The organism is Cloacibacterium rupense (assembly GCF_014645495.1).
In the GTDB taxonomy this organism is placed as follows: Bacteria; Bacteroidota; Bacteroidia; order Flavobacteriales; family Weeksellaceae; genus Cloacibacterium; species Cloacibacterium rupense.
In genome coordinates this window covers 157,703-182,520 of sequence record NZ_BMLV01000005.1, presented here as the reverse complement: position 1 = coordinate 182,520, position 24,818 = coordinate 157,703, and the positions used below count along the sequence as shown (strand labels likewise).

General features: G+C 31.2%; 26 protein-coding genes. 18 read left to right on the top strand and 8 right to left on the bottom strand.

Translation table 11 applies throughout. From position 1 onward, the window contains the following. Positions 1 to 146: 146 nt before the first annotated feature. Positions 147 to 2,741 carry an ATP-dependent chaperone ClpB gene (gene clpB / locus IEW40_RS11465; protein WP_188618241.1) on the bottom strand — a complete coding sequence of 865 codons (2,595 nt, stop codon included), beginning with the start codon at positions 2,739 to 2,741 and terminating at the stop codon, positions 147 to 149. 325 nt (positions 2,742 to 3,066) lie between these two features. On the opposite strand from clpB, the gene IEW40_RS11460 reads away from it, so the two are divergent. From IEW40_RS11460 to IEW40_RS11440, 5 genes are all read left to right on the top strand, one after another. Next, positions 3,067 to 3,324, top strand: a complete 258-nt coding sequence (locus IEW40_RS11460) for a hypothetical protein (RefSeq protein ID WP_188618240.1) — start codon at positions 3,067 to 3,069, stop codon at positions 3,322 to 3,324. Between the two features lie 16 nt (positions 3,325 to 3,340). Continuing rightward, positions 3,341 to 3,547, top strand: coding sequence for a hypothetical protein (locus tag IEW40_RS11455; RefSeq protein WP_188618239.1), 207 nt, complete (start codon positions 3,341 to 3,343; stop codon positions 3,545 to 3,547). 160 nt (positions 3,548 to 3,707) lie between these two features. Next, positions 3,708 to 4,121 carry a PaaI family thioesterase gene (locus IEW40_RS11450; RefSeq protein WP_188618238.1) on the top strand — a complete coding sequence of 138 codons (414 nt, stop codon included), beginning with the start codon at positions 3,708 to 3,710 and terminating at the stop codon, positions 4,119 to 4,121. A gap of 126 nt (positions 4,122 to 4,247) precedes the next feature. After that, complete coding sequence (locus IEW40_RS11445; RefSeq protein ID WP_188618237.1) at positions 4,248 to 6,956, top strand: DEAD/DEAH box helicase family protein; 2,709 nt, start codon at positions 4,248 to 4,250, stop codon at positions 6,954 to 6,956. 1 nt (position 6,957) lies between these two features. Further along, positions 6,958 to 7,725, top strand: coding sequence for an enoyl-CoA hydratase/isomerase family protein (locus IEW40_RS11440; RefSeq protein WP_188618236.1), 768 nt, complete (start codon positions 6,958 to 6,960; stop codon positions 7,723 to 7,725). A 122-nt stretch (positions 7,726 to 7,847) separates the two neighbouring features. Here IEW40_RS11440 and IEW40_RS11435 read toward each other — a convergent pair whose 3' ends face one another. Continuing rightward, positions 7,848 to 9,344 (bottom strand): PLP-dependent transferase, encoded by a 1,497-nt coding sequence (locus tag IEW40_RS11435; protein ID WP_188618235.1) that lies wholly within the window; start codon positions 9,342 to 9,344, stop codon positions 7,848 to 7,850. Positions 9,345 to 9,523: 179 nt separating this feature from the next. Continuing rightward, on the bottom strand, positions 9,524 to 10,678 hold the full coding sequence (locus tag IEW40_RS11430) for a trans-sulfuration enzyme family protein (RefSeq protein ID WP_188618234.1): 1,155 nt from the start codon (positions 10,676 to 10,678) through the stop codon (positions 9,524 to 9,526). 204 nt (positions 10,679 to 10,882) lie between these two features. Here IEW40_RS11430 and IEW40_RS11425 point away from each other — a divergent pair, with 204 nt between their 5' ends. The 10 genes from IEW40_RS11425 (at position 10,883) to IEW40_RS11385 (ending at position 16,260) form a co-directional block, all read left to right on the top strand. Continuing rightward, positions 10,883 to 11,500 (top strand): hypothetical protein, encoded by a 618-nt coding sequence (locus IEW40_RS11425; protein WP_229663438.1) that lies wholly within the window; start codon positions 10,883 to 10,885, stop codon positions 11,498 to 11,500. A gap of 226 nt (positions 11,501 to 11,726) precedes the next feature. After that, positions 11,727 to 12,068 carry a hypothetical protein gene (locus tag IEW40_RS11420; RefSeq protein WP_188618232.1) on the top strand — a complete coding sequence of 114 codons (342 nt, stop codon included), beginning with the start codon at positions 11,727 to 11,729 and terminating at the stop codon, positions 12,066 to 12,068. Positions 12,069 to 12,093: 25 nt separating this feature from the next. Continuing rightward, complete coding sequence (locus IEW40_RS11415; RefSeq protein ID WP_188618231.1) at positions 12,094 to 12,378, top strand: winged helix-turn-helix domain-containing protein; 285 nt, start codon at positions 12,094 to 12,096, stop codon at positions 12,376 to 12,378. A gap of 147 nt (positions 12,379 to 12,525) precedes the next feature. Further along, positions 12,526 to 12,816 (top strand): hypothetical protein, encoded by a 291-nt coding sequence (locus IEW40_RS11410; RefSeq protein WP_188618230.1) that lies wholly within the window; start codon positions 12,526 to 12,528, stop codon positions 12,814 to 12,816. 28 nt (positions 12,817 to 12,844) lie between these two features. Further along, positions 12,845 to 13,501, top strand: a complete 657-nt coding sequence (locus tag IEW40_RS11405) for a DUF1361 domain-containing protein (protein ID WP_188618229.1) — start codon at positions 12,845 to 12,847, stop codon at positions 13,499 to 13,501. Positions 13,502 to 13,566: 65 nt separating this feature from the next. Further along, on the top strand, positions 13,567 to 13,860 hold the full coding sequence (locus IEW40_RS11400) for a hypothetical protein (RefSeq protein ID WP_188618228.1): 294 nt from the start codon (positions 13,567 to 13,569) through the stop codon (positions 13,858 to 13,860). A 5-nt stretch (positions 13,861 to 13,865) separates the two neighbouring features. Beyond that, complete coding sequence (locus IEW40_RS11395; RefSeq protein ID WP_188618227.1) at positions 13,866 to 14,237, top strand: hypothetical protein; 372 nt, start codon at positions 13,866 to 13,868, stop codon at positions 14,235 to 14,237. 35 nt (positions 14,238 to 14,272) lie between these two features. Then, positions 14,273 to 14,425, top strand: a complete 153-nt coding sequence (locus tag IEW40_RS14205; protein ID WP_229663437.1) for a hypothetical protein — start codon at positions 14,273 to 14,275, stop codon at positions 14,423 to 14,425. A gap of 44 nt (positions 14,426 to 14,469) precedes the next feature. Continuing rightward, a complete protein-coding gene (locus tag IEW40_RS11390; protein ID WP_229663436.1) occupies positions 14,470 to 15,687 on the top strand; it encodes a B12-binding domain-containing radical SAM protein in 1,218 nt (405 codons plus the stop codon). Positions 15,688 to 15,798: 111 nt separating this feature from the next. Beyond that, positions 15,799 to 16,260, top strand: a complete 462-nt coding sequence (locus tag IEW40_RS11385; RefSeq protein WP_188618226.1) for a hypothetical protein — start codon at positions 15,799 to 15,801, stop codon at positions 16,258 to 16,260. A 115-nt stretch (positions 16,261 to 16,375) separates the two neighbouring features. Here the strand turns inward: IEW40_RS11385 and IEW40_RS11380 are convergent, their stop codons facing one another. Both IEW40_RS11380 and IEW40_RS11375 read right to left on the bottom strand, forming a co-directional pair. Further along, the gene (locus IEW40_RS11380) at positions 16,376 to 16,711 is read right to left on the bottom strand and encodes a DUF3276 family protein (RefSeq protein ID WP_188618225.1); all 336 of its coding nucleotides are present in this window, start codon (positions 16,709 to 16,711) and stop codon (positions 16,376 to 16,378) included. Between the two features lie 120 nt (positions 16,712 to 16,831). Beyond that, on the bottom strand, positions 16,832 to 18,505 hold the full coding sequence (locus tag IEW40_RS11375) for an ABC transporter ATP-binding protein (protein WP_188618224.1): 1,674 nt from the start codon (positions 18,503 to 18,505) through the stop codon (positions 16,832 to 16,834). Positions 18,506 to 18,624: 119 nt separating this feature from the next. On the opposite strand from IEW40_RS11375, the gene IEW40_RS11370 reads away from it, so the two are divergent. The 3 genes from IEW40_RS11370 (at position 18,625) to yajC (ending at position 20,465) form a co-directional block, all read left to right on the top strand. Further along, the gene (locus IEW40_RS11370; protein ID WP_188618223.1) at positions 18,625 to 19,530 is read left to right on the top strand and encodes a transcription antitermination protein NusB; all 906 of its coding nucleotides are present in this window, start codon (positions 18,625 to 18,627) and stop codon (positions 19,528 to 19,530) included. Positions 19,531 to 19,658: 128 nt separating this feature from the next. Further along, on the top strand, positions 19,659 to 20,138 hold the full coding sequence (locus IEW40_RS11365) for a DUF1573 domain-containing protein (RefSeq protein WP_188618222.1): 480 nt from the start codon (positions 19,659 to 19,661) through the stop codon (positions 20,136 to 20,138). Between the two features lie 12 nt (positions 20,139 to 20,150). Next, entirely contained in the window at positions 20,151 to 20,465 is a 315-nt protein-coding gene (yajC, locus tag IEW40_RS11360) for a preprotein translocase subunit YajC (protein ID WP_373283799.1), read from the top strand. Between the two features lie 75 nt (positions 20,466 to 20,540). Here yajC and IEW40_RS11355 read toward each other — a convergent pair whose 3' ends face one another. From IEW40_RS11355 to aspS, 3 genes are all read right to left on the bottom strand, one after another. Next, complete coding sequence (locus IEW40_RS11355) at positions 20,541 to 22,226, bottom strand: putative transporter (RefSeq protein ID WP_188618221.1); 1,686 nt, start codon at positions 22,224 to 22,226, stop codon at positions 20,541 to 20,543. 189 nt (positions 22,227 to 22,415) lie between these two features. Further along, the gene (locus IEW40_RS11350) at positions 22,416 to 22,964 is read right to left on the bottom strand and encodes a hypothetical protein (RefSeq protein WP_188618220.1); all 549 of its coding nucleotides are present in this window, start codon (positions 22,962 to 22,964) and stop codon (positions 22,416 to 22,418) included. Between the two features lie 71 nt (positions 22,965 to 23,035). After that, entirely contained in the window at positions 23,036 to 24,784 is a 1,749-nt protein-coding gene (aspS, locus tag IEW40_RS11345; RefSeq protein WP_188618219.1) for an aspartate--tRNA ligase, read from the bottom strand. Between the last annotated feature and the right edge of the window lie 34 nt (positions 24,785 to 24,818).

Here is a 24,818-nt window from a genome sequence, read left to right as displayed (position 1 = left end):
TTTTTTTTTATTGAATATAATTTAATGTCTCTTTTATATGTTAGATTATTATCAATTAAATTAATGTTTTTTTGAGTATTTTTTAAACAATAAAAATCCACTAAATGTTTTTTAGTGGATTTCAAGAAAAATGTATGAAATATGAATTAAATTTCTGTAGGCCTAAAAACCAAGCCGCTTTCATCAAAATAATCTAAGGTTACTCTGTCTCCATCATTGATGTTTCCTGCGAGAATTTCTTTCGATAATTTATTCAAAACTTCTTGTTGAAGAACTCTTTTTAGTGGTCTTGCTCCGAAAGTTGGGTCGTAACCTTTATTTGTTAAATATTTTAAGGCATCTTCGGTTGCAGTTAAGATGATGTTTCTTTTTTCCAGCATTTGATTGAAGCTTCTCAATTGGAAATTTACAATTTTACCAATTTGAGATTTGCTCAACGGTTGGAATAGTACCGTTTCGTCTATTCTATTCAAAAATTCTGGACGAAGCGTTTGTTTCAACAAATCAAAAACTTCAATTTTGGTTTTTTCTACCAATTCATCTACATTATTTTCATCTAAATTTTCAAAATTATCTTGTATCAAATGTGAACCAAGGTTAGAAGTCATAATAATAATCGAATTTTTAAAATTCACCACTCGTCCTTTATTGTCGGTTAATCTTCCATCATCTAAAACTTGCAAAAGCGTGTTGAAAACATCGGGATGCGCTTTTTCAATCTCGTCTAAAAGCACCACAGAATACGGTCTTCTTCTCACCGCTTCAGTTAATTGTCCGCCTTCATCGTAACCAACATATCCAGGAGGCGCACCAACCAATCTCGAAACCGAATGTCTTTCCTGATATTCGCTCATATCAATTCTGGTCATATTGTTTTCATCATCAAAGAGAAATTCTGCCAAAGCTTTTGCTAGTTCGGTTTTACCAACTCCAGTTGTTCCTAGGAAAAGAAAACTTCCGATTGGTTTTTTCTCATCACTCAAACCTGCTCTATTTCTGCGAATAGCATCGGAAACTGCGGAGATTGCTTCTTCTTGTCCTACCACTCTTTTGTGAAGTTCATGTTCTAAATGAAGCAGTTTTTCTCTTTCAGATTGAAGTAATTTCGTTACCGGAATTCCCGTCCATTTTGCGATAATTTCAGAGATGTTTTCAGAAGTTACTTCTTCTTTTATTAATTCATTCTGATGATTTTGCATCTCGAGTTCTAATTTTTTCAAATCTTCCTCTTTTTCACGCAATTTTCCGTATTGAATTTCTGCTACTTTTGCATAATCACCAACTCTAGACGCTCTTTCTGCTTCCAATTTCAAAGATTCTATCTCTTTTTTAATAGCAGTTAAATCTTCAGATTTCTGTTTTTCACCGAGCCATTTTGCGTGGATTTCGTTTCTTTGTTCCTGAAGTTTTGCAATATCTTCTTTTAAATGATTGATTTTTACTTCGTTTTTCTCTCTTGAAATGGCTGCTAATTCTATTTCTAATTGCATCAATTTTCTATCAAGAACATCTAATTCTTCTGGTTTAGAATTGATTTCCATTCTTAGTTTTGCAGAAGCTTCATCAATTAAATCGATGGCTTTATCTGGTAAAAATCTATCCGAAATATATCTTTGAGACATTTCTACCGCTGCAATAATCGCTTCATCTTTAATGCGAACTTTGTGGTGAGCTTCGTATTTGTCTTTAATTCCTCTTAAAATCGAAATCGCAGATTCTGTTTCTGGTTCTTCTACCATTACTTTTTGGAAACGTCTTTCTAGCGCTTTATCTTTTTCAAAATATTTTTGATATTCATTCAAAGTAGTAGCGCCAATTGCTCTCAGTTCTCCTCTTGCTAAAGCAGGTTTCAAAATATTGGCGGCGTCCATTGCACCTTCTCCACCACCAGCTCCTACTAAAGTGTGAATTTCATCAATGAAAAGTATGATTTGTCCGTCACTTTTGATGACTTCATTCACTACAGATTTTAGTCTTTCTTCAAATTCGCCTTTGTATTTTGCGCCAGCAATTAAAGCACCCATATCCAAAGAATACAAGGTTTTATCCATCAGATTTTCAGGAACATCACCACTGATAATTCTATGTGCGATACCTTCTGCAATGGCGGTTTTTCCAACTCCTGGTTCGCCAATTAAAATTGGGTTGTTTTTAGTTCTTCTCGATAAAATTTGCAGAACTCTTCGTATTTCTTCGTCTCTACCAATTACAGGATCTAATTTTCCTTCTGCGGCGAGTTCGTTGAAGTTTTTAGCGTATTTATTTAATGATTGATATGTTTCTTCTGAACTTGATGAAGTTGCTTTGCTACCTTTTCTCAATTCTTGAATCGCCATTTCTAATGATTTTTTACTTACGCCAAAATCTTTCAAAATTTTAGAAACTTCAGAGGTTATTTCTAATAATGCGAGCCAAAGATGTTCGAGGGTTACATACTCATCGCCCATTTTTTTAGCAATATTCGGAGCTTCTAATAAAACTTTATTAGCAGATTGAGAAAGATAAATTTCTCCGCCCGAAACTTTTGATAATTTTTCTAAAGATTCGCGGTTTCTTTCTCTAATTAAGTTGAGGTCTGCTTCAGATTTTTTCATCAAAAAAGCAGAAATATTTTCATCTACTTGAAGAATTCCTTCTAATAAATGTTGAGGTTCAATGCTTTGATTGCCAAATTCCATTGCGATTTGTTGCGCTTTTTGGATGGCTTCTTGTGATTTTGTGGTATATTGATTTAGATTCATATTAATTTGTTTTTTTGTTGTTAGTGAGAAGTTGGAAGATGAAGGTTTTTAAGTTTTCACCTTCCCGCTTCAGACTTTTAATCATTTAAATTCTACTTGGTAATTCTCAAAAACTATTCAAAATTTTGTTTTCAGTCATATTTTCTTAAAATCAAAAATTTTTAAAAATAAATCCGACAAAATTTCCTATAAATGCTTTGTTATAAGAGGTTTAGAAGACAAAAATTCCGATTTTAAATGTTTAAAAACCAATCTTTAACATAAAATATTCTGCTATTAAAAAAAAATGTAATTTAGTAACTCAATAATTTATAATTTAAAAGTTATGACTCATTGGAAATTTGCAAAAGCACTAGACGAAAACGAAGAATTCAAAATTAATCAAATGAATATTTGGAATTTTCATTGGCATTGTCTTGAAAAAAAGGTAGAAGTTATCGGTCCTTATGAGGGTCAGATTTATTATTTTAAGCATTATGAAATTACTGACGGAACCCGAAAAGTAGAATTTGTAGCGGGAGAATTTTTAAATTCTAAAGTCGGGATTTATGTAAAAGATGATTTAACTGACCAAAAATTATAAAACTAAAAATTCATTAATGAATACAAAACTTATTGCTACCGTTATCAATGCGGTTATTTCTTTTATTATCATTGTTCCTATCAGTTTTTTTATGAATAAATTTATCAATGATTCTGAAATGACTTTTATGGAATTTTTTAATCAAAAATGGTATATATTTTTAATATTTGTGGTCATTTTTGCGGTGTATAATACTTATTTTAAGAATAAAAAAGCGAATTAATCTATGTTGGTTTATGTTTTAATTTTAATATTTTTTTCTGCATTTTTTACATATTATATGTTTCAAAAAAATAAAATTTTGAGAGAAGAAAAAAAGGAAAGGGATAAAGAAAAATTTAAAAGAAGTCTAGAAACGCTATTGAAATTAGAAAAAAAGAAAAATGACACCAACTGAAACGGCAAATTACATCCTCAAACAAGATTATTTTTCACAATGGATGGGTGTAAAACTCATTGAAATTAGAGAAAATTATTGCTTAATAGAAATGCCAATCCGCCAAGAAATGATTAATGGATTAAAAACCGTTCACGGAGGTGTAACCTTTTCTTTTGCAGAATCTGCCTTGGCTTTTTCGTCTAACAATACGGGTAATGCAGCCGTAGCGCTCAATTGTATGATTAATTTTACCAAAGCCGTTAAAATGGGAGATACCTTAATTGCCGAAAGTATTTTGATGGCAGATACCAGAAAAACAGCAGTTTATGATATTACCATTACCAATCAACACAAAGTCGTGGTAGCCAGTTTCCGAGGAACAGTTTATAAATTGGATAAGAAAGTTGTTGATTTGTAGTTATTTAAAATTTTAAAAAAATATTCATCCAAGAAATGCAACCATTCGTAATCTCACATATAGAAAACCAAATTTCGGAAACAGTTTATTTTATAAATTACTAATTTGTGTTTCCTAAAATTCAATATGAAATCATTTCCAGAAAACATTCATTTTAAATATCCTTGGAGAAATTATCAAGAAAAAGTTTTAAATGAGCTTGATTTTCATTTAGAAGACAATCATTTGCATATTGTAGCACCTCCTGGTTCTGGGAAAACGGTTTTGGGTTTAGAGGTAATGTTAAGAATTAATCTACCTACATTAATTATTGCACCTACTATTGCCATAAAAAATCAATGGAAACAAAGGTTTTGCGAATTGTTTTTAGATAATAATTTTCCTGATTGGATTTCTACGGATATCAATAAACCGCAATTAATTACGATTTCTACCTATCAAGGAATTCACGCTTTTTGTAATGATACCATAGAAATAGAAGAAGAAAGCGAGGAAGAAAGTAATATTTTAGTTAAAAATAAATCTAAAAACAGTTTAAAATCTACCGAAACACTCATTAAATTACTAAAAAAAGCAGGAATAAAAGTTTTTATTTTAGATGAAGCTCATCATTTGAAAAACGCTTGGTGGAAATCTCTTTTCGAGTTAAAATATGAAATAAATCCTAAAATTGTAGCACTTACGGCAACTCCACCTTTTGATGTTTCTCCCAATGAATGGAAACGTTATATTGATCTCAACGGAGCGGTAGATACAGAAATCTCTGTTCCAGAATTAATGAAAGAAAAGGATCTTTGTCCGCATCAAGATTTGGTTTTTTTTACATTTCCATCAGAGGTTGAAAAAAAGGAAATAGAAAATATACAAACGAAGAGTTTGAAATTTTTCAATCAAATTTCTAATGATCAATTGATATTGATTGCTTTACAAAATCACGACATTTACATTAATCCAGAAAATCATTTGGATTGGATTTATGAAAACATTTCGTCTTATTCTTCTGGTTTGGTTTTTTTGAATCATCATAAAATCAAAATAGATAAAAAACATTTTGAAATTATTGGAGATCAAGATTTTTATATTCCAGAGCTTAACTTTTTTTGGTTAGAAGAACTTTTAGATTTTTTTATTTATTCTGATTATTTCAAAAATTTTGAAGAATATAGAATTGAACTAGAAAGCAAATTAAAGAGAAATGGGTTTCTGGATAAAAAATATGTTAATTTTTCAGTTAATGAAAACATTAATAAAACCCTTTCTACAAGCATCAGTAAACTTCAAGCGATTAAAGAAATCGTAGATTTAGAGTTTAAAAATCTTAAAAAAGATTTGCGCTTGGTGATTTTGACAGATTATATAAGAAAAGAATATTTGTCTCAAGAAGCGGAAAATAATTTCACTTTAGATAAAATTGGCGTTGTTTCTATTTTTGAAAAATTAAGAAGAGACAATTCTCAAAATTTGAAAATTGGTGTTTTATCAGGAAGTATTGTTATTATTCCAAACTCTGCATTAGAAAATTTAAAAAAGCAATTAATAGATTTTAAAATTGAAAATCTTAATTTTCAAGAGCTTTCTTACGACAAAGAATATTGTATTATTTATCCCAATGAAGCGGCTAAAAATAATCTCGTTCATTTGATTACAGAAATTTTTCAAAAAGGAGAAATTCAGGTTCTTATTGGTACAAAATCTTTACTTGGTGAAGGTTGGGATGCTCCAGAAATTAATTCTCTTATTCTCTCGAGTTTCATAAGTTCATTTGTACTTTCAAATCAAATGAGAGGTCGAGCGATTAGGATTAGCAAAAATAATCTTGATAAAACGAGTAATATTTGGCATTTAGCTTGTGTAGATACACAAAATGAAAGTGGAGGGTATGATGTAGAAATTTTGAAAAAGCGCTTCAAAACTTTTGTAGGGCTTTCAAATAATCAAGAATTGCCAAGTATTCAAAATAGATTTGAAAGGCTTAATATTACAGATATAAGAACCAAAGAAGATTTAGAATCTGCAAATGCACAATCTGCCAATCTAGCTTCAAATAGGAGTAATCTTGCAAAAAGTTGGGAAAAAGCTTTAGAAAAAGGCAATGTTTTAATTGAAGAAATACAAGTGCCATTTGATGAGAAGAATTATCAAGAAGTAAAATTGAAATATCTTCAAAAAACATTAGGAAATCTTTCTGGGATTTTAATTTCTACTATTTTGATTTTTAGTTCAGATTTTTTAGGCGGAATTTTAAAAGGTTTAGGTAAATTTCAATCAATTGAAGGTTTAGAAATCTATTTTTTACTTTTCGGTTCTGCACTGTTTATTACTTATGGAGGTTTCACTTATCGAACGTTGAAACAGTATTTGAAATATAAAAATATATCTAAAAATTTGCTAAAGATTGGTAGAACGGTGATGATGAGTTTGATGAATGAAAAAATAATTAAAACGCCTGCTTCGCAACTTAAATTAATTGGTAATCAAAGTAGTAGCGGCGATTCTAGTTGCTATTTAGATGGAGGCACTAATTACGAAAAATCAATTTTTATACAAACTTTGCAAGAGGCAATTTCGCCAATTGACAATCCTCGTTATTTGATTTTGCAAAATGATTTTTATAAATTTCCCAAAAATAAATCTTACTTTGCAGTGCCAGAAATCTTCGGAAGGAATAAAAAGAGTGCTATTTTTTATGAAAACCAATGGAATCAAAATGTAGGAAATTCTAGCTTAATTTTCACAAGAACTTTAGAAGGAAGAAATTTATTGCTAAAGTTAAGATTGCAAAGCATGTTGAAAAAGAATAAACATATAGAACACATTAATAAATTGATAAAATAATATGCAACCATTCGTAATCTCACAAATAAAAAATCAAATCTCGGAAATCACTTTTGGAACACCGAAAAGCAATTCTTTACCAAGTGAAATTTTAGAGAAATTGGCTCAAACTATTTTAACTGAAGGTGCAAAACCAGAAGTAAAAGTCATTTTACTAAAATCTGAAGGCGAGAAAGCATTTTGTGCAGGTGCAAGTTTTGATGAGCTTTTGGAAATTAAAGATTTAGAAACTTCAAAAAATTTCTTCGGAGGTTTTGCTAAAGTTCTCAATGCAATACGAACTTGTGGAAAAATTGTAGTTGTTCGTGTTCAAGGTAAAACTACAGGTGGTGGAGTAGGGATTGCTTGTGCCGCAGATTATTGTTTTGCCACCAAAGAAGCTAGTTTAGCTTTGCCTGAATTAAATTTAGGAATCGGGCCTTTTGTGATTGGGCCTTTTGTAGAAAGAAAAATTGGGAAGTCTCAGTTCACTGCAATGAGTTTAGACACTGAATTCAGAACAGCGAATTGGGCAAAAGAACACCATATTTATCATCAAGTTTTTGACAATATTTCAGAGATGGATGTTGAGATTCACAAATTTTTAGATAAATTATCTGCTAAAAGTGAAGACGCTTTGGCTTTGATAAAAAAAGTTTCTTGGAAAGGAACAGAGCATTTCGAAGAGCTAATGCCAAAAAGGATTCTGATGAGCGCTTCCTTGCTTTTAGAAGATTCTACCAAAGCCAATATTGAAAAAATAAAACAGAATTTAGGGAAGAAGAATTAATTTTTAATTTGAGTAAATAGTCTCGTTTACTTTTATATTTATTGAAAAATTAAATTAATAATAATTTGCTGTAGTTTTTTGCTAAATCTCAAATCTCAAATCCCAAATCGTAAGTCTAAAATCTACAATCGTTTTATTTTTTCAAATTCATTAATAATATCTTCTATAGGTTCTGTGCCTACGGAAATTCTGATAATTCTAGCATCTAATCCGGCTTCTTCTAAGAATTTTTTGCCTTCTTCGGTTTGTAATAAATCATAATGAGCAAGGTAAGTGTAGGGCATTGCCAATGTGAATTCGGTGCCTAAACTTGGACCTTTCGAGAAATTGAGCGCATTATAACATTCTTCCAAAGGCTTTTTGAAAATTATCGTAATTAAGCCAATGTGGTTGTCATTTTTTCTAATTTTTTGGAAATTTTGCCAAGAATTTTCTTCATAAACAGAGTAGATTTTTTCTACAAAATCTTGCGTTTTTAGATAATCATAAAGTTGAGAAACATTTTTAGAAATTTTCTGCATTCTCACTTCATATTCCTGCATTTCAAAAGCCAATCTTTGACAATCTAATTGATATGGTTTCAGAGTATAGTTTTCAATTTCTGATTTTATCTGGTCTTGATGAGGCGAATTTTCATTCACCATAATAGCTCCCATTAAAACATTCGCATTTCCACAGGCAAATTTTGTAAGACTTTCTACCGCAATATCGCAATAAGGCAAAGCTTCTGCACAAAACGGACTCGCCATAGTGTGGTCTAAAATCAGCCCGATTCCGTATTTTTTACAAAGTGAAGACAACCAAGGCAAATCTAAACATTGTAGAATTGGATTGCTTACGGTTTCAGAAATGATATTAGCTACTTTTTGATGGTTTTCTGCTAACCAATTTTCAAATTGTTCTTTTTGGTGAATGTTCACAAAAAGGAAATTCTCGTCGCTTCTTTTTTTGATAATGTCTATAGAATCTAAATATAACCAACCAAGTTGCACATTTAGCGTTTTTCCTTCGTTTTTCTTGATTTTAGTCAACGTTTCTATTGCAGAAAATACGGCATTGGTGCCAGAATTGGTCAAAAAGATATTTTCTTTTTTAGCTGAATAAGCATCGGAAAGAATTTGGATAATTTCTGACTGTGGATTTTCTATTTCTAATCTTTCTTCTTGAAAAAGTTGATGAATAATACCTTTGTCAAAAAGAATTTTTTCGGCATTTCGAGAGCTGATGATAGCCCCGATATTTTGAATAATTTTCTTGACAGGAATAAGTTTTTCGTGGTTTTTTGGTAAAACTAAAAAATAAACATTTTCTAGAGTAATATAATCAAATTGTTCGTCGAAAATGTATTCTATCACGGTTTTTGCTTGAGGTGAAGTAATAGGAAATAGAACCTTTTCATCATCAATTTGATGAAGGTTTTTTACATATTCTTCTAATTTCTGAACCAGTTTATTTTTGAAAAATCTGGGATAACCGCTGGTTAATTGGTTGAGTAATTCTGATTTTCCTTCTTCATAATCAATTACATTTTGTAATGAAGGTAAACTTACCGAAACAGAATGCGGATTGTTAATTGGAAGTGAGTTTCCTAGTGGAATATGTTGAATTTTGTAGCTCATTTTTTTCTAATTTATTAAATCATTAGACCTTTTTTTTGAACGTGGCACGGTACGCGCCCCGAACTGAGTGGAGTTCTACTCAAATGCAGTGCGGGAACGTCGGGCATAAATATCTAAAATGCAGCGCATTTGACTAAGTTTACGAGCGTATCTCTGCTGTCCTAAAAATAAAAAATCTATTAATTTTTATGTAAAGCTTGTGATAAATCTTCGATTAAATCTTCTGTATTTTCTAAACCGACAGAAATTCTGACGGTGGCATTGTCTATTCCTTTAGACGCTAAACTATCTTTGGAATTGGTAGCGTGACTCATTTTTGCAGGAATTTCTAACCTAGAGTCTGAAGTCCCAAAAGACACTTTTTTCCCGAAAAGTTTTGTGTTATTTATGAGTTGGTTGGCAGTTTCTTCGTCTTGAAGCTGAATGGTAAGCACTGCCGGAATGATGCTCATCTGTTTTTTTGCCAAATCATATTGTTCAAAATCTTCTAAAGCAGGGAATTTTACCGATTTAATTTGCGGAATAGTTTTCAAAAATTTGGCAATTTTCAGGGCGCTTTCTTCTTGTGCCTTCATTCGGTAAACCAAAGTGGGAAGACCAAGGGAGGTTAAATAAACATCCATAGGACTTTGGGCGTTTCCGTAGGCATTGGCAAAAAATCTCACTTTTTGGTGAAGTTCTTTGGTTTTAGAAACCACCGCTCCTGCGGTTACACTGCCGTGACCAGAAATGAATTTGGTGGTAGAAAATACCGAAAAATCTGCGCCCAAATCTAGAGGTTTCTGAGAAACAAAGGTCGCCATACTATTGTCCACCGCAAAAAGAGAGTTGTATTTTTCGCTGAGTTTACCAATTTCTTCTAAGTCTATAATTTTAAGACTTGGATTGGTGGGCGATTCGCATAAGATTAATGCAATTTCGTTGTTTTTGAGTTCTTGTTCTACCAAATTGAGATTGGTAAAATCGGTATAAATGGTTTTGATATTGTTTTTTTCGGAAAGCACTTTTAGCAATCTGTACGTTCCGCCATAACTGTCGTTTTCTACCAAAACCGTGTCGCCATTTTTCAGAACTGTTTCAAAAAGTACCGAAATTGCTGCAATTCCGGTATTAGTACAAACACAACCAAAACCATTTTCTGCTTTTGCAAAAATGTTTTCTAGCGCATTTCTGGTAGGATTATCAGACCTGGAATAATCATAGATTCTGTCTTTTCCTTCCTGTTTTTTGAGGTCAAAGGTTGCCGTGTTATAAATAGGGAAGTGCGAAGCTCCATAAGGATCTTTGAAATCTGAATTGAGGGCAAGATTGGCAAGAAGTGTTTCGATTTTCATTTTAAAATTTTATTAGAAAAATTGAATTTTTAATCAATTTCAATACAAAGTAAGTGAAAATAATGTTTTTGATGGTAATTTTTAATGATTTTGTGGTGATTTTTGTGAGTTATAGTTCAATAAATATTTTTTTTGAGAATTTTTTAAAAAATGTTTGGTTGTTTGAATAAAATCTATAACTTTGTATTTCAAAGTGCTTTATTTATGGAAAATAAAAATTACCAAGAAGACTTGTTGCACATCAGAAAAATGATGGAGAAAAGCTCTAGATTTATTTCTCTGAGCGGAATTTCTGGCGTTTTTGCAGGTTTGTTTGCATTGGCGGGTGCTGTTTATGTTTATTTCCTTTTTCAGAAAAATGGGGTAGATTATTTCGAGGCAACTGTAAAATACTATGAAAAAGATATTGTGATTCATCTTATTTTAGTGGCGTTTTTGATTATGGTTCTAGCTGTTATTTCAGGAGCTTACTTTACCATCAGGAAAAGTAAAAAAAACAATCTTACAATTTGGGATAGTACCACTAAGAAGTTGTTGGTTAATTTTGCTATTCCTTTAGCAATAGGAGGTTTTTTCTGTGCTGGATTAGTGTATCATCATTTACACGGATTGCTAGCTCCTACAACTTTAATTTTTTATGGTTTGGCACTTTTCAATGCTGGGAATTATACGTATTCTGATGTAAAATATCTTGGACTTTGCGAAATTTCTTTAGGAATTATTTCTGTATTTTTTTTAGGATATGGATTGTTTTTCTGGGCTATAGGTTTTGGGGTTTTGCATATTGTATATGGAATTGTGATGCATAAGAAGTATAAGTGATACGGCAGTTGTAAGGAATATATTTAAGATAATTTTAAATGGGAATTTGTTTTCTTTTTTCAATTTTAATTTGGATAATATTAATCTTACTGTTTTTGATTTGGTTATTTATTTCATTTAAAAAGAGAAAAAGTTCGGAATTATAATTTCATCTATTTTTTTTCTTATCTTAATAAGTTTTTATTTTTCAAATGATATAGAAGAACTTACATTTAGTAAAGAAGAGGTGAAAAATGATTTAAAAAATTTGAATATCAGTTTTAAAGATGATTTTATAATAATTGATAATAAAATTTCGGGAATGCCTGAAAGATATCAAGATACGAAATTGCTCATCTCTAAAAAGGATAGAAATAAAATAATTTATGATATAAAAAATTCTAAGAACTTTAAAAAATTAAAAAATGAGAAAGAAATTATAAATAATAGTGAAGAAATATTAAACTTTAAATACCCAGATTTTTATTCCAAAGAGATTTTAAAAAAAATTGATAATTATCCTACTAAAATTCTGATTTTCATTAATGATAATAGTGATACTTTAAATTATCAAAGAATTGAAGATTAACATAACTAAATATTTTTAACAAAAAATGATCACTCAACTCAACAAAGAATTTGAAAGTCGTGTTAGACTCGGTATTATGTCCGTGTTGATGGTTAATGATTGGGTAGATTTTAACGAAATGAAACATTTGCTAGAAGTTACTGATGGTAATTTGGCAAGTCATAGTTCGGCATTAGAAAAATCTGGATTTATTGAAATTAAGAAAGAATTTGTAGGCAAAAAAACAAAAACATCTTACAGAGTGACTAATGCTGGCAGACAAGCCTTTACAGAACACATTAATGCGCTTGAAAAACTATTAGGAAAGTAATTTAGTTGAGAATTGAAAGTGAATAATTGAAAAAAATATAAAACCAAAAGCTGACAACTTTCAACCAACAACCCAAAAGGAGCAATCCTTTAATTTTTTGAAAATTAACTTTGTAATTCAAAGTACTTTATATTAAATTTTAAAAATATGATAACAAACAAACAGAGAAGCATTACAATTTATACCATTGCAGCTTCCATTTTAGCAATTCCTTTGGTAGGAATGTATTTTACAGAAGAAATCAAATGGACAGGATTTGATTTTTTAATAGCAGGAATGTTGCTCTTTTCTAGTGCATTTTTTATTGATTTTATTCTAAGAAATGTAAAAAGAGTAGGGGCGAAAATGTTATACATCGTGCTCATTTTCATTGTGTTATTTTTGATTTGGGCAGAATTGGCAGTAGGAATTTTTGGGAGTTCATTTGCGGGAAGTTAGTTGTTAATTATTTAAAATACAATTGTTTATGTTAGTAAAGACTTTCAAACCTGCTTTTAGATTTCAATTAGAAATACTATTGATTTTGATGACAGCTTTTAGTTTTACGTTGTTCGTTTTTAGGTATTACATTAGCGACACCAAAGTTTTTTTATTCCTAAATTGGAATTTATTTCTTGCCATTATTCCGTTTTTGGTAAGTACAGTTATTTCAAAATTTCAGGTAAAAAGTAAATCGGCATTAGTCGCTTTAATCGTAATTTGGATTCTATTTTTTCCAAATTCACCTTACATTCTCACCGATTTATTTCATTTAAGAGCGAGAAATATCGTTCCGATTTGGTATGATTTAATCGTGATTTTGTCTTACGCTTGGACTGGCTTAATGTTCGGTTTTGTAAGTCTCTTGCAAATCGAAAAACTTTTATCGGAATTTTTAAACAAAAATTTCATTAGAATTTTATCTGTTTTATTTCTGTTTATCAGCAGTTTCGGAGTTTATCTCGGTAGATTTTTGCGCTGGAATTCTTGGGATATTTTGAGCGATCCTTTTGGTTTGTTCAAAGATATTTCTTACCGAATTATCTATCCATCAGAAAATCCTAGAACTTGGGGATTAACCATTCTTATGGGAATTCTATTGAATTTAATGTATTTCTCAATTAAACTTTTTAGAAAAATTTAAAAATTAAACAACAAACCCTTTCAGAGTTTTAAACTCTAAAAGGGTTGAAAAAAATTAAAAACATTATGAAAATTTTCACTATCAAAAACATCGGAAAACTCTTCTTTTGGCTTTCGTTTATACTCGGAAGTATTTGTCTTTTTGGATATGTTTTCACAAAAGACATTCAGTTTGCAATTGCAGGTTACTTCCTCTTAATTTATGGAGGAATCATTAATTTAATGGTATTTGTAGTTTTAATAATAGCAGCATTTTTTAACATTGAGAAAAAAGAAGATTATGTTAAAAGTGCCTACATCCTTTTAATAAATATCCCAATTGCTATTCTTTACGCTTGGATTGGATTATCAATAATTTAATAGTAATGAACAAAGAAAAAAAACACCTTGTCAAAAATTGGTGGATTAAAAAAAGAACTTTATACAATGCAGGAATATTTATTTCAGGAATAGTTTCTTTCATACTTTATTGTTTTGTAGGTTACGTTTTCATTTATCCAATTGATGAAGAATTTGAAATTACTCTTTTTACCATTTTTTTTCAAGGAATAGGGTATGTCTTCTTTATAATTATAGCTAATCTTTTCTACAATTTAGGTTATATTTTAGATATAAGTTTAAATGAAAATAATTCAGAAAGCTATAGGAATAATCTATTTAAGATCGGTTTTATAGCAACTATTGCAGTTCCATTTTCTATACCAATTTTGCTATTTATCGAATATCTTTTTCATTGAAATCTAAATATTATTCAATCCCCAAATCACAAATTATGAAAGTTAAAATGATTCTACCATCACTTACGGAAGCCGAAAATCCGTATTGGAGACCAATAAAATACTCACTTTTTCCACCGCTTGGTTTGGCAACTTTGGCAAGTTATCTTTCCGAAGAGGACGAAATTGATTTAATAGACCACACGTAGAAAAACTGAAATTAGATGACCAGCCAGATTTGGTCATTATTCAAGTGTATATTACCAACGCTTATCGTTCTTATGAAATTGCAGATTTTTATAGAGCAAAAGGTTGTTATGTTTGTTTGGGAGGTTTGCACGTTACTTCGCTTCCAGAAGAAGCCGCACTTCACGCAGATTCTATTTTTCTAGGACCAGGTGAAGAAACTTTCCCAGAATTTTTGAAAGATTTTAGAAACAAAACGCCTAAGAAAAGATATTTTTCATCGGTTAGAACTTTAGAAAAATTGCCACCAGTTCGTAGAGATTTAATCAAAAGAGAAAAATATATGGTTCCTAATTCTATTGTGGTAACTCGCGGTTGTCCGCATCATTGCGATTTTTGTTATAAAGATGCTTTTTTCCAAGGTGGGAAATCTTTTTATACCCAATTAGTTGATGATGCGCTTTCGGAAATTGACAGACTTCCCGGAAAACATCTCTATTTTTTAGACGACCATTTGCTTGGAAATCAAAAATTTGCAACCGAACTTTTTGATGGAATGCGAGGGATGAATCGAGTTTTTCAAGGAGCTTCTACCGTAGATGCCATTTTAAGAGGAAATTTGATTGAAAAAGCAGCAGAAGCAGGTTTAAGAAGTGTTTTTGTAGGTTTTGAAACGTTTTCCGAAGAAAATTTAAAACAAAGTAACAAAAAGCAAAATCTGAAAAAAGATTACGAATTGGCAGTTCAAAGGCTTCATTCTCTAGGAATTATGATTAACGGAAGTTTTGTTTTTGGTTTGGATGAAGACGATCAACAAGTTTTTAACAGAACAGTAGATTGGGCGGTAAAAAATGCGATTACCACTTCTACTTTTCACGTTCTCACACCTTATCCCGGAACGAAATTGTTTCAAGATTTTGAAAATCAAGGAAGAATTTTGACGAAAAATTGGGATTTGTATGACACTAGAAATGTAGTTTACCAAACCAAAAATATTTCTTCGGAAGATTTAAAAGCAGGTTATGATTGGGCTTACAAAGAATTTTATAGTTGGAATAATATTTTGAAAGCCTCATTAAATCACGATTCTGTAAAACATCAATTGAAACATTTATTCTATTCTGGTGGTTGGAAAAAATTTGAACCACTTTGGAATTTTATTATTAAAACAGAAGGTCTTAATAAAATGCTTCCACTTCTTGAAAGTCTTCTTTCTAAAGTAAAATATGAACAAAAAAAAGAATTTTCACAAATAAAAACGAATAGCAAATTAATAGAAATTTGATGAGTTTTTAAAATTCAAAAAATTATTTATAAAATTTTCATTTTTTTTGGCTAAAATTTTATTGTTACATTTGGAATAAATTTAGCTTTAACTAAAATAAAATCAAGGACTATGGTCTTAAAATATATTTTAATCCCCTTCATAGGATTTATAGGTTGTGTAAATAGCAATCCCAAAAAATCTGTAGCAAATGTCGGAAATATAGAAATGAAAATTTCTCAGCCAAGAAGAGGTGCTTTTCGTACTGTGGAAGGTAACAAAATCATAAGAACCGTAGATGCCTCGCAATTGCCTTTGAACATAGGAGAGGAATTTACAAATGAAAACCAACAGTTTGTTTTGGTTATTAAAAATGTGAAAAAATCTAGTATCTCTGCTAGAATTTCTACGAATGATAAGGCAAGGAACATAAGAATCAATCAAATAATAATGCCAAACAATCTTACAGATGGTCCTTTTTCTAATAACTTGAATTACAAAACTTCTAAAAAAGGAACGTATAAGATTGTAATTGGTAAAAATTTGATGGCTGATGGCCAACTTACTGGTAATTTTTCGGTCTCAGTAGAATAAGACGTGTTCGTGAAAATTGCACGTAAAGTATATTCTGAATGCTTTCAGGCTTGCTTTAAATGAATGTAATTAGATGAAAATGAAAAAGCACTCCGAAACAGAGTGCTTTTATTTTTTATACTTCTTCATCAGATTCTATGGTAAAAGATCTAGACTTAAAGTCTTTGTCGTGTTTTTCAGAAATCACATCTTCACCTTTTTCTTTGATTATGAAGTCTGTAGATTCGTTAAACATTTCTTTGAAACTCACGAAATCTTCTTTGTATAAATAGATTTTGTGCTTTTCGAAAGTTGCTTCACCATTCTCACCGAAATTTTTTTTGCTTTCTGTAATGGTAAGGTAGTAATCTCCTGCTTTTGTCTCGCGCACATCAAAGAAATAAGTTCTTCTTCCTGCTTTCAACACCTTTGTGAAAATCTCATTTTCGTTTCTCTCCTTGTAATCACTCATTGGTACTTATTTTAGAAATCTTGTTTTAACAAATATAAAAGAATTCTTTGAATCTCAAAATTTTTTTTAAAAAATTTGAAAATTGCCCAATTTTAAAGGGAAAAACAGCTTTTGTAAAGGTTAGTTTTCTACTTCAACTTCGGTGAGATTCAATATGTAATCTGCTCTTTTAGCACTTGATTCTCTGTGGGTTATAATGATTGAAGTACAAGACTTAATGTCGTTCTCAATGTTCTGTAAAATGTTCTCTTCTGTCTCTGTATCTAGTGCCGAAAGAGAGTCGTCAAAGATGAGGATTTCGGGCTTTTTGATTAGAGCACGGGCAATACAAATTCTCTGTTTTTGGCCTCCAGAAAGCATTACGCCTCTTTCGCCAACCATAGTTTGGTATTTTTCTTTAAATTCTATGATGTTTTTATGCACATCTGCTTTCTTAGCAAATTCTTCTACCAATGCGTGTGTAGGATGGTCTATTGCAAAACCAATATTGTTTTCAATAGTGTCAGAAAATAAGTAACTTTCTTGCGGAATGTAGCCAATATGTTTTCTGTAAAGTTCTAGATTATGGTCTTTTAAATTTTTACCATCAATTAGGATTTCTCCTTCGTCAGGATCAATTAAACGGCAAAGAAGTATGGCAATGGTAGATTTTCCGCTGCCTGTTTTTCCCATAATGGCGAGAGATTTACCCGCTTCTAATTTGAAAGATAAATTTTCTAATGCTTTGATACCAGTGTTAGGATAGGTGTAAGATACATTTCTGAATTCTACATCACCTTTTATGGTATAATTATCAAAATTTTTGTTGATGATTTCAGATTTAATGTCCATAAATTCATTGACTCTAGACATAGATGCCGCAGCTCTTTGGTTAACCGAAGAAACCCAGCCTACCATAGAAAATGGCCAAATCAAGATGTTGATATACATAAAAAAGTCTGCAATAGTACCTACTGTAAGCTTTCCTTCGAAATAATTTTTTCCGCCTATGTACAAAATAGCGACATTTAGTAGGCCAATTACAAAGAGAATAATGGTAAAAAAGTAAGCTTCAGTTTTGGCTAAATCTAGCGCTTTGTCTTGATAGTCTTTAACTTTAGTTCCATAATTTTTCTCTATATATTTTTCTTTGTTGAAGAATTTTACAACTCTTATTCCAGAAAAACTATCTTGTACAAACGTAGAAATTGCACTTTGGCTTTTCTGCATTATTTTAGATTTTCTATTGATAATAGAGCTTACTTTATAGATAATAAAAGATAAAATAGGTAATGGAATGAGTGTCCAAATTGTCATTTCTACATTGGTCATCAACATGTATGCGCATGTTATAACCAGTAGAATAATGAGGTTGATTACATACATTATTCCTGGCCCTAGATACATTCTAATGGCTACTACATCTTCAGATAGACGATTGAGTAAATCTCCTACCGTCGTTTTTTTGTAAGTAGAAAGAGATAATTCTTGGTAATGTTTATAAATTTTATTTTTGAGTTCATATTCTATTCTTCTAGAAGCAACAATGATGGTTTGTCTCATCATGAATCTAAAAACGCCAGATAATACTGAGGTTCCTACAATAATTCCACCATTGATGAGTAGCGTTCTGAAAAGTACTTCCCTTTTTATATTGCGGTCATCTAGAACATCTTTTATCAGGTCTACGGTTTTCCCAACAAACTGAACCTGATAAATCGAAAAAAAGTTAGAAGCAATGATAAATAAGATGCCCCAAAAAAGCAAAACTCTGTGTTTCCAAAAATATGGATTAAGTGTTTTAAGTGAATTCATAGTTGCAAAAATACAGAAAATATGTTTTGAGATTGTACATCTAAAAAACTTATGTCGTCTGGTTTCTATATCCGACTAATTTTCTTATCTTTGCAAAATCTTTTAAAAGTTCTTTGAAAATGTTAGGAAGAAGACAAATCCGCGAAAAAGTAGTGCAAACGCTTTATTCTTACCATCAGAATCCCATTAAAACTGATGTGTTAGAGAAAAATATGTTTACTGAGATTGAAAAAATCTATCATCTCTACATTTATCAACTTAATTTTTTAGTTGCATTAAAAGACTTGGCCGAGAACCAAATCGAAATTGCAAAAAATAAATATATTAAGACAGAGGAAGACCTTAATCCTAACCTTAAATTCGTTAATAATCAAGTTCTTATTCAATTAGAACAAAACGAAGAAAGACTTTCTTTTACCTCAAAACATAAAAATCTCAACTGGGAACTTCACGATGATCTATTGGTGAAAACGTTTCAGCGTATAGTTGCAGGTAAGCGTTATCAAGATTATATGGCAGATGAAACCTTGTCTTTCGAGGATGACCAAAAATTTGTAGGTAAACTTTTCTTAAGATATATTGCTGAAAACGAAGATTTCCATGATCGATTAGAATCAATGGAAATGTCATGGGCAGATGATTTCCATGTGGCAAATTCTATGGTGCAAAAGACCATTGGTTTTATGAAAGCAGAGCATACTATGCATACTTTAATTAAAATGATTAAAGATGATGAAGACAGACAATTTGCTAAAAAATTGCTTTTACAAAGCATCAGCCACTGGGATTCTACAGAGAAAAAAGTAGAAGAAAGACTCCAGAATTGGGATTTAGAACGTATCTCTTTGATGGACAAGATTATTCTAATTGCATCAATTTCTGAGCTAGACTTTTTCCCACTTACGCCTGCTAGAGTAATTATCAATGAATATATTGAAATTTCGAAAGTGTTCGCTACAGATAGAAGTCAGATTTTCGTGAACGGAATTTTAGACAAATATACCAAAGACGTATCTAGAGCTTAATTTTATTCCTAAAATATTTCAATTTTGATGAAGCTTTATCATCAAAATTCTTTTTAAATCTTATTGTTGAAATATAGATTAATGATTTTATTTAACTAAATTTGAAGGAAATTTTTAAATTATATTCAATGAAGAAAATTGTAGGTTTAAGTTTATTTACAGCTTTAGTGATGATGTCTTGCAAAAAAAATGAAACAGCAGACCAATTAAAATTAGATGCTTCAGAAACTACAACTCAGCAAGCGCCAGTTGTTTTAGAAAGTGATATCATAAAAGAAGCAAACAAGCAACCGGAAACTAGTTTAGCTTTGTCTGAGCCAAGTTTTGATTTTGGTAAAATTAAAAAAGGAGATGTAGTGGAACATATCTATGAAGTGACCAACACGGGTAAAAATCCTTTAATTATTTCTAATGTTCAGCCTACTTGTGGTTGTACAGTCCCAGATTTTACAAAAGATCCTATTTTGCCAGGTCAAAAAGGTAAAATTACTCTTAAATTTGATTCGTCTAACTTTGATGGGGTAGTACATAAAGCAGCTCAGGTTTATGCTAATGTCGCAAAAAATCCTATTGAGTTAACTTTTACTGCAGATATTCAACCTAAATAATAAATATATTATATGATGTTTTCAACAATATTTTTACAAGCGCAAGGTGATGCAATGTCTTCATTTTTGCCAATGATTTTGATTATGGTTGTCATGTTTGTTTTATTCCTTTGGCCACAAATGAGAAAGCAAAGCAAAGACAAAAAATTCCATGAAAATTTGAAAAAAGGACAAAGAGTAGTGCTTACTTCTGGAATGCATGGTAAAATTTCGGATATTATGGAGGATGGCATAATAATAGAAACGATGTCTGGAAAATTAAAATTTGAAAAAGCAGCAATTTCTAGAGAATATACTCAGACAAGATTTCCTGAAACTGCAGCGTAGTTTTAGAACTTAATACAAAACAAAACCGTCTCTCAAAAAAATGAGAGACGGTTTTTTAATAATATATAGATTTATCTAAGTAAGTAAAAGGATTAATAAACTCGCTGTGAAAATCCTTGCGATAGTTACCAAAGGATATACTTGAGCATAACTTTGGATTGGGACGTCATTGTCTAGATAATTGGTGCTAAATGCTAATGCAGCTGGATCTGTATAGCTACCACTCATAATTCCGGTAAGTTGTAAGAAATTAATTTTCAGAAAAACTCTACCTACCACAACCATTGTAATTAATGGGATAAATGTTATTGCTGAGCCATATAGTAGCCAGTTCCAACCGTTATATTTAATAAAATTTTCATAAAATCCTTCGCCAGCATGAATACCTACTGCTGCAAAGAATAAACAAATCCCAAAGTCTTTCATAAAATGAATAGCACCATTATTGATGTACGAATGGATGAAAGAAATACCTCCGTATCTAGAAATTAAGAGTGCTACAATAAGTGGACCTGCAGCAAAACCAAGTTTTAGAGGGATTGGTAATCCTGGAATCATCAACGGAATAGAACCTACGATTATACCAATTAAAAGACCGCCGAATAGAGATAAAAAGTCTGGTTCTAGTAGTTTTTTCTCTTGGTTTCCGATGATTTTTTCAGCTTCTTTTATTGCTTCATCAGTACCAATAACTCTCAAAATATCCCCATAAAATAGTTCTAAAGACGGTCTTGGCAAGATCTCTCTTCCTGCTCTGAAAACTCTTGTTACCTTTAAGTCATACGTATTATAAAGGTCTAGTTCTGACAATTTTTTGTGTACAGCAGACGGTTTCGTAACAAAAATATTTTTCTTACTAATATCAGAATCAGATTCAATGAAAGAATCGGTAGAATCTCGACCTATTTTAGAAATAAATTCATTCAGTTCTTTTTCTTTTCCTACAATCATCAGTACATCTCTGTCTTGTAGATGTGTATCTAAAGTAGGAGAAAATACAGAAACTTCGCCACTATGTTTTAGTCTAGAAATAATGATTTCGTATCCTATTTCTTTAATCACTTCATTCAGAGATTTTCCAAAAAATTCAGGATTGGTAACTCTCATTTTTTTATGAGTAAGTGGCTCTTCTCTATTGATTTTTGCCATTCTGAATTTTTTCATTTCATCTTCTGGCGTAATTTTTAATACGATTTTAGAAAAAATGATAACTGCTATTATTCCGAATACTCCTAGTGGATAATTGATTGCATATCCAATAGTAGGATCTGCAAAGGTTTTACCAGGAAATTGAACTTTTAGTTCTTCAATCGTGTTTTTAGCTGCTCCTAAACCGGGGGTATTGGTAACCGCCCCACTCATTATACCTACTAGATTTTCTATGTCTAGCGCAGTAACTTTGTGCAGAATAAAGGTGATTAAACCTCCCAGTAGTACTGTAGAAACTGCTAAAATGTTAAATTTCAAACCTTCATCCTTAAAGGAAGAAAAGAAAGAAGGTCCTACTTGCAGACCAATTCCGTAAACAAATAATATTAACCCAAAATCTCTAATAAAATCAAAAATTTCGTGATTAATTCTGTATCCAAAATGTCCAAGAATCAATCCTGTAAACATTACTGCAGATACACCAAAAGTAATTTTTCCTAATTTTAACCTCCCAAAGAAGACGCCAGAGCCTATTGCTAGCATAATCGTAACCAAAGATTGGATTACAGATGGGTCTTCAGTAGGGAATAGTAAAGTTTTAAGCCATTCCATAGTTCTATATTTTTTTGCTGGTGCAAAGTTAAGACTTTGCTATTCGTAGAATAGTTTTCTTAAAATGAAATATATCAGTTTATCGAAATTAATGAAAATTACTCATTTCAGATAGTTTTTTACAGAATTTTTGATTTCTACCTTATTCATAATTTTTTTTCACTTGGGAAAATTTTTTAAGATAAGAATTTAACAAATATGATATTTTATATTATTGGTTTGTATTACTCCAATTTCTTTTTCTACAGGTGGAAATTGAGTTGAAATAAGTTTGTAAGTAATAATTGTATCTTTAGAAAATGTTTCAACTTCAATCAATTTTACGGGTAATGTTTTGTAGTTTTCTAGATGAAGTATTCCATAATATTCTTCTTTAGTTTTTAGTCTTTCTGTGGAAATTTGTGATTTTTTCAATTGTTTTGGATAAAATAGATTAATGGTTTTATGATCATTAAAAAACTGATTTTCTATTTCAATAGAAAGGATTTTGTTTTCGGAGATTGTTTTTTCGTAATTTTTTTCAATAATAATGTTTGGAATTGTAAATGTTATAATGATGAGAATTATTGATAATATACTAAAATAGTCGTTTTTGTATAAATTATGTTCTTCTAAAATAGGAGTAATGTCATTTACACGATTAAAACCAATAGCTTTTGCAATAGGAAAAATTGAAATAATGAAAGATATAATTGCGATATATCTAGTGTAATAAAGAATTGAAATAGCTGTTTCCATAAAAAAAGCGAAGAAAAAACCTCGCTCTAATTTATAAATTTATTCTAAAAAACCTTGATGGTTTTGAATTTCTACAAATTCACTTTCAAAGCCAATTCATCAAGTTGTTCATCGTGAATTGGTGAAGGTGCATCAATCATTACATCTCGTCCAGAATTATTTTTCGGGAAAGCAATGTAATCTCTAATCACTTCATTTCCGTCGAGAATGGCAACCAATCTATCAAAACCGAAAGCCAAACCAGCGTGAGGTGGCGCTCCGAATTTGAAAGCATTCATTAAGAAACCGAATTGCGCTTCTGCTTCTTCTTTAGAAAATCCTAATAAATCAAACATTTTCGATTGCAATTCTTTATTGAAAATTCTTACGGAACCACCGCCAATTTCGTTTCCGTTGAGAACCATATCATAAGCATTGGCTCTTGCTTTTCCAGGGTCAGTTTCTAATAAATGTACATCTTCTGGTTTTGGCGAAGTAAAAGGATGGTGCATTGCATGATAACGCCCTGTTTCTTCGTCCCATTCCAAAAGTGGGAAATCTATTACCCAAAGTGGAGCAAATTCGTTGCCTTTTCTTAAACCAAGTCTATTTCCAACTTCCATTCTTAAAGCAGAAAGTTGAGTTCTCACCTTATTGGCGTTTCCGCTCATTAAGAAAATTAAATCTCCTTGTTTTGCGCCGAATTTTTCTACAATTTTCTTCAAATCTTCTTCAGAATAGAATTTATTGACAGATGAAGTAATTACGCCATCATTTTGGAATTTAATCCAAACCATTCCAGAAGCACCAATTTGAGGGCGTTTTACCCAATCTATTAACTCATCAATTTGTTTTCTGGTATAATCTGCACAACCTTCTACATTAATCCCAACTACCAATTCTGCTTCGTCAAATATTTTGAAATCTTTTCCTTGAACCAATTCATTCACTTCCACGAATTTCATTCCGAATCTTATGTCTGGTTTGTCGTTTCCGTAAGTTCTCATCGCTTCATCAAAAGTCATTCTTGGGAATTTTCCGAAATCTTTTCCTGTGATGTCTTTCAACAAATGCGCTGTCATTCCTTCAAAAATTTCTAGAACATCTTCTTGTTCTACAAACGCCATTTCGCAATCGATTTGGGTAAATTCTGGTTGTCTGTCTGCACGTAAATCTTCGTCACGGAAACATTTTACAATTTGGAAATATCTGTCCATTCCACCAACCATCAATAATTGTTTGAAAGTTTGTGGAGATTGTGGGAGTGCATAAAATTGCCCTTGATTCATTCTGCTAGGAACCACGAAATCTCTCGCACCTTCAGGTGTAGATTTTATCAAAACTGGCGTTTCTACCTCGATGAAACCTTTGTCTGAAAGATAATTTCTTACCTTTTGAGCTATTTTGTGACGGAAAATCAGTTTTTCTTTCACAGGATTTCTACGAATATCAAGATATCTGTATTTCATTCTCAATTCTTCGCCGCCATCCGTTTCATCTTCTATGGTGAAAGGTGGAAGTTCGGCAGAATTTAAAATCGTGAGTTTTTCAACTAAAATTTCAATTTCACCGGTTGGAATTTTCGGATTTTTAGAAGCACGTTCAATTACCGTTCCTTCTGCTTGGATTACAAATTCACGCCCTAATTTTTTGGCTTGTTCCAAAATTTCGGCAGAAGTACGTTCTGCATCGAAAACCAATTGTGTAATTCCGTAACGGTCTCGCAAATCAATCCAAACCATAAAACCTTTGTCTCGGCTGGTTTGTACCCAACCTGCCAATGTCACTTTTTCATTAAGATTTTTGAGAGTAAGTTCTCCGTTTGTGTGCGTTCTGAACATATTATTTTAGTTTGAAGTCGTTTAATTTTGTTTG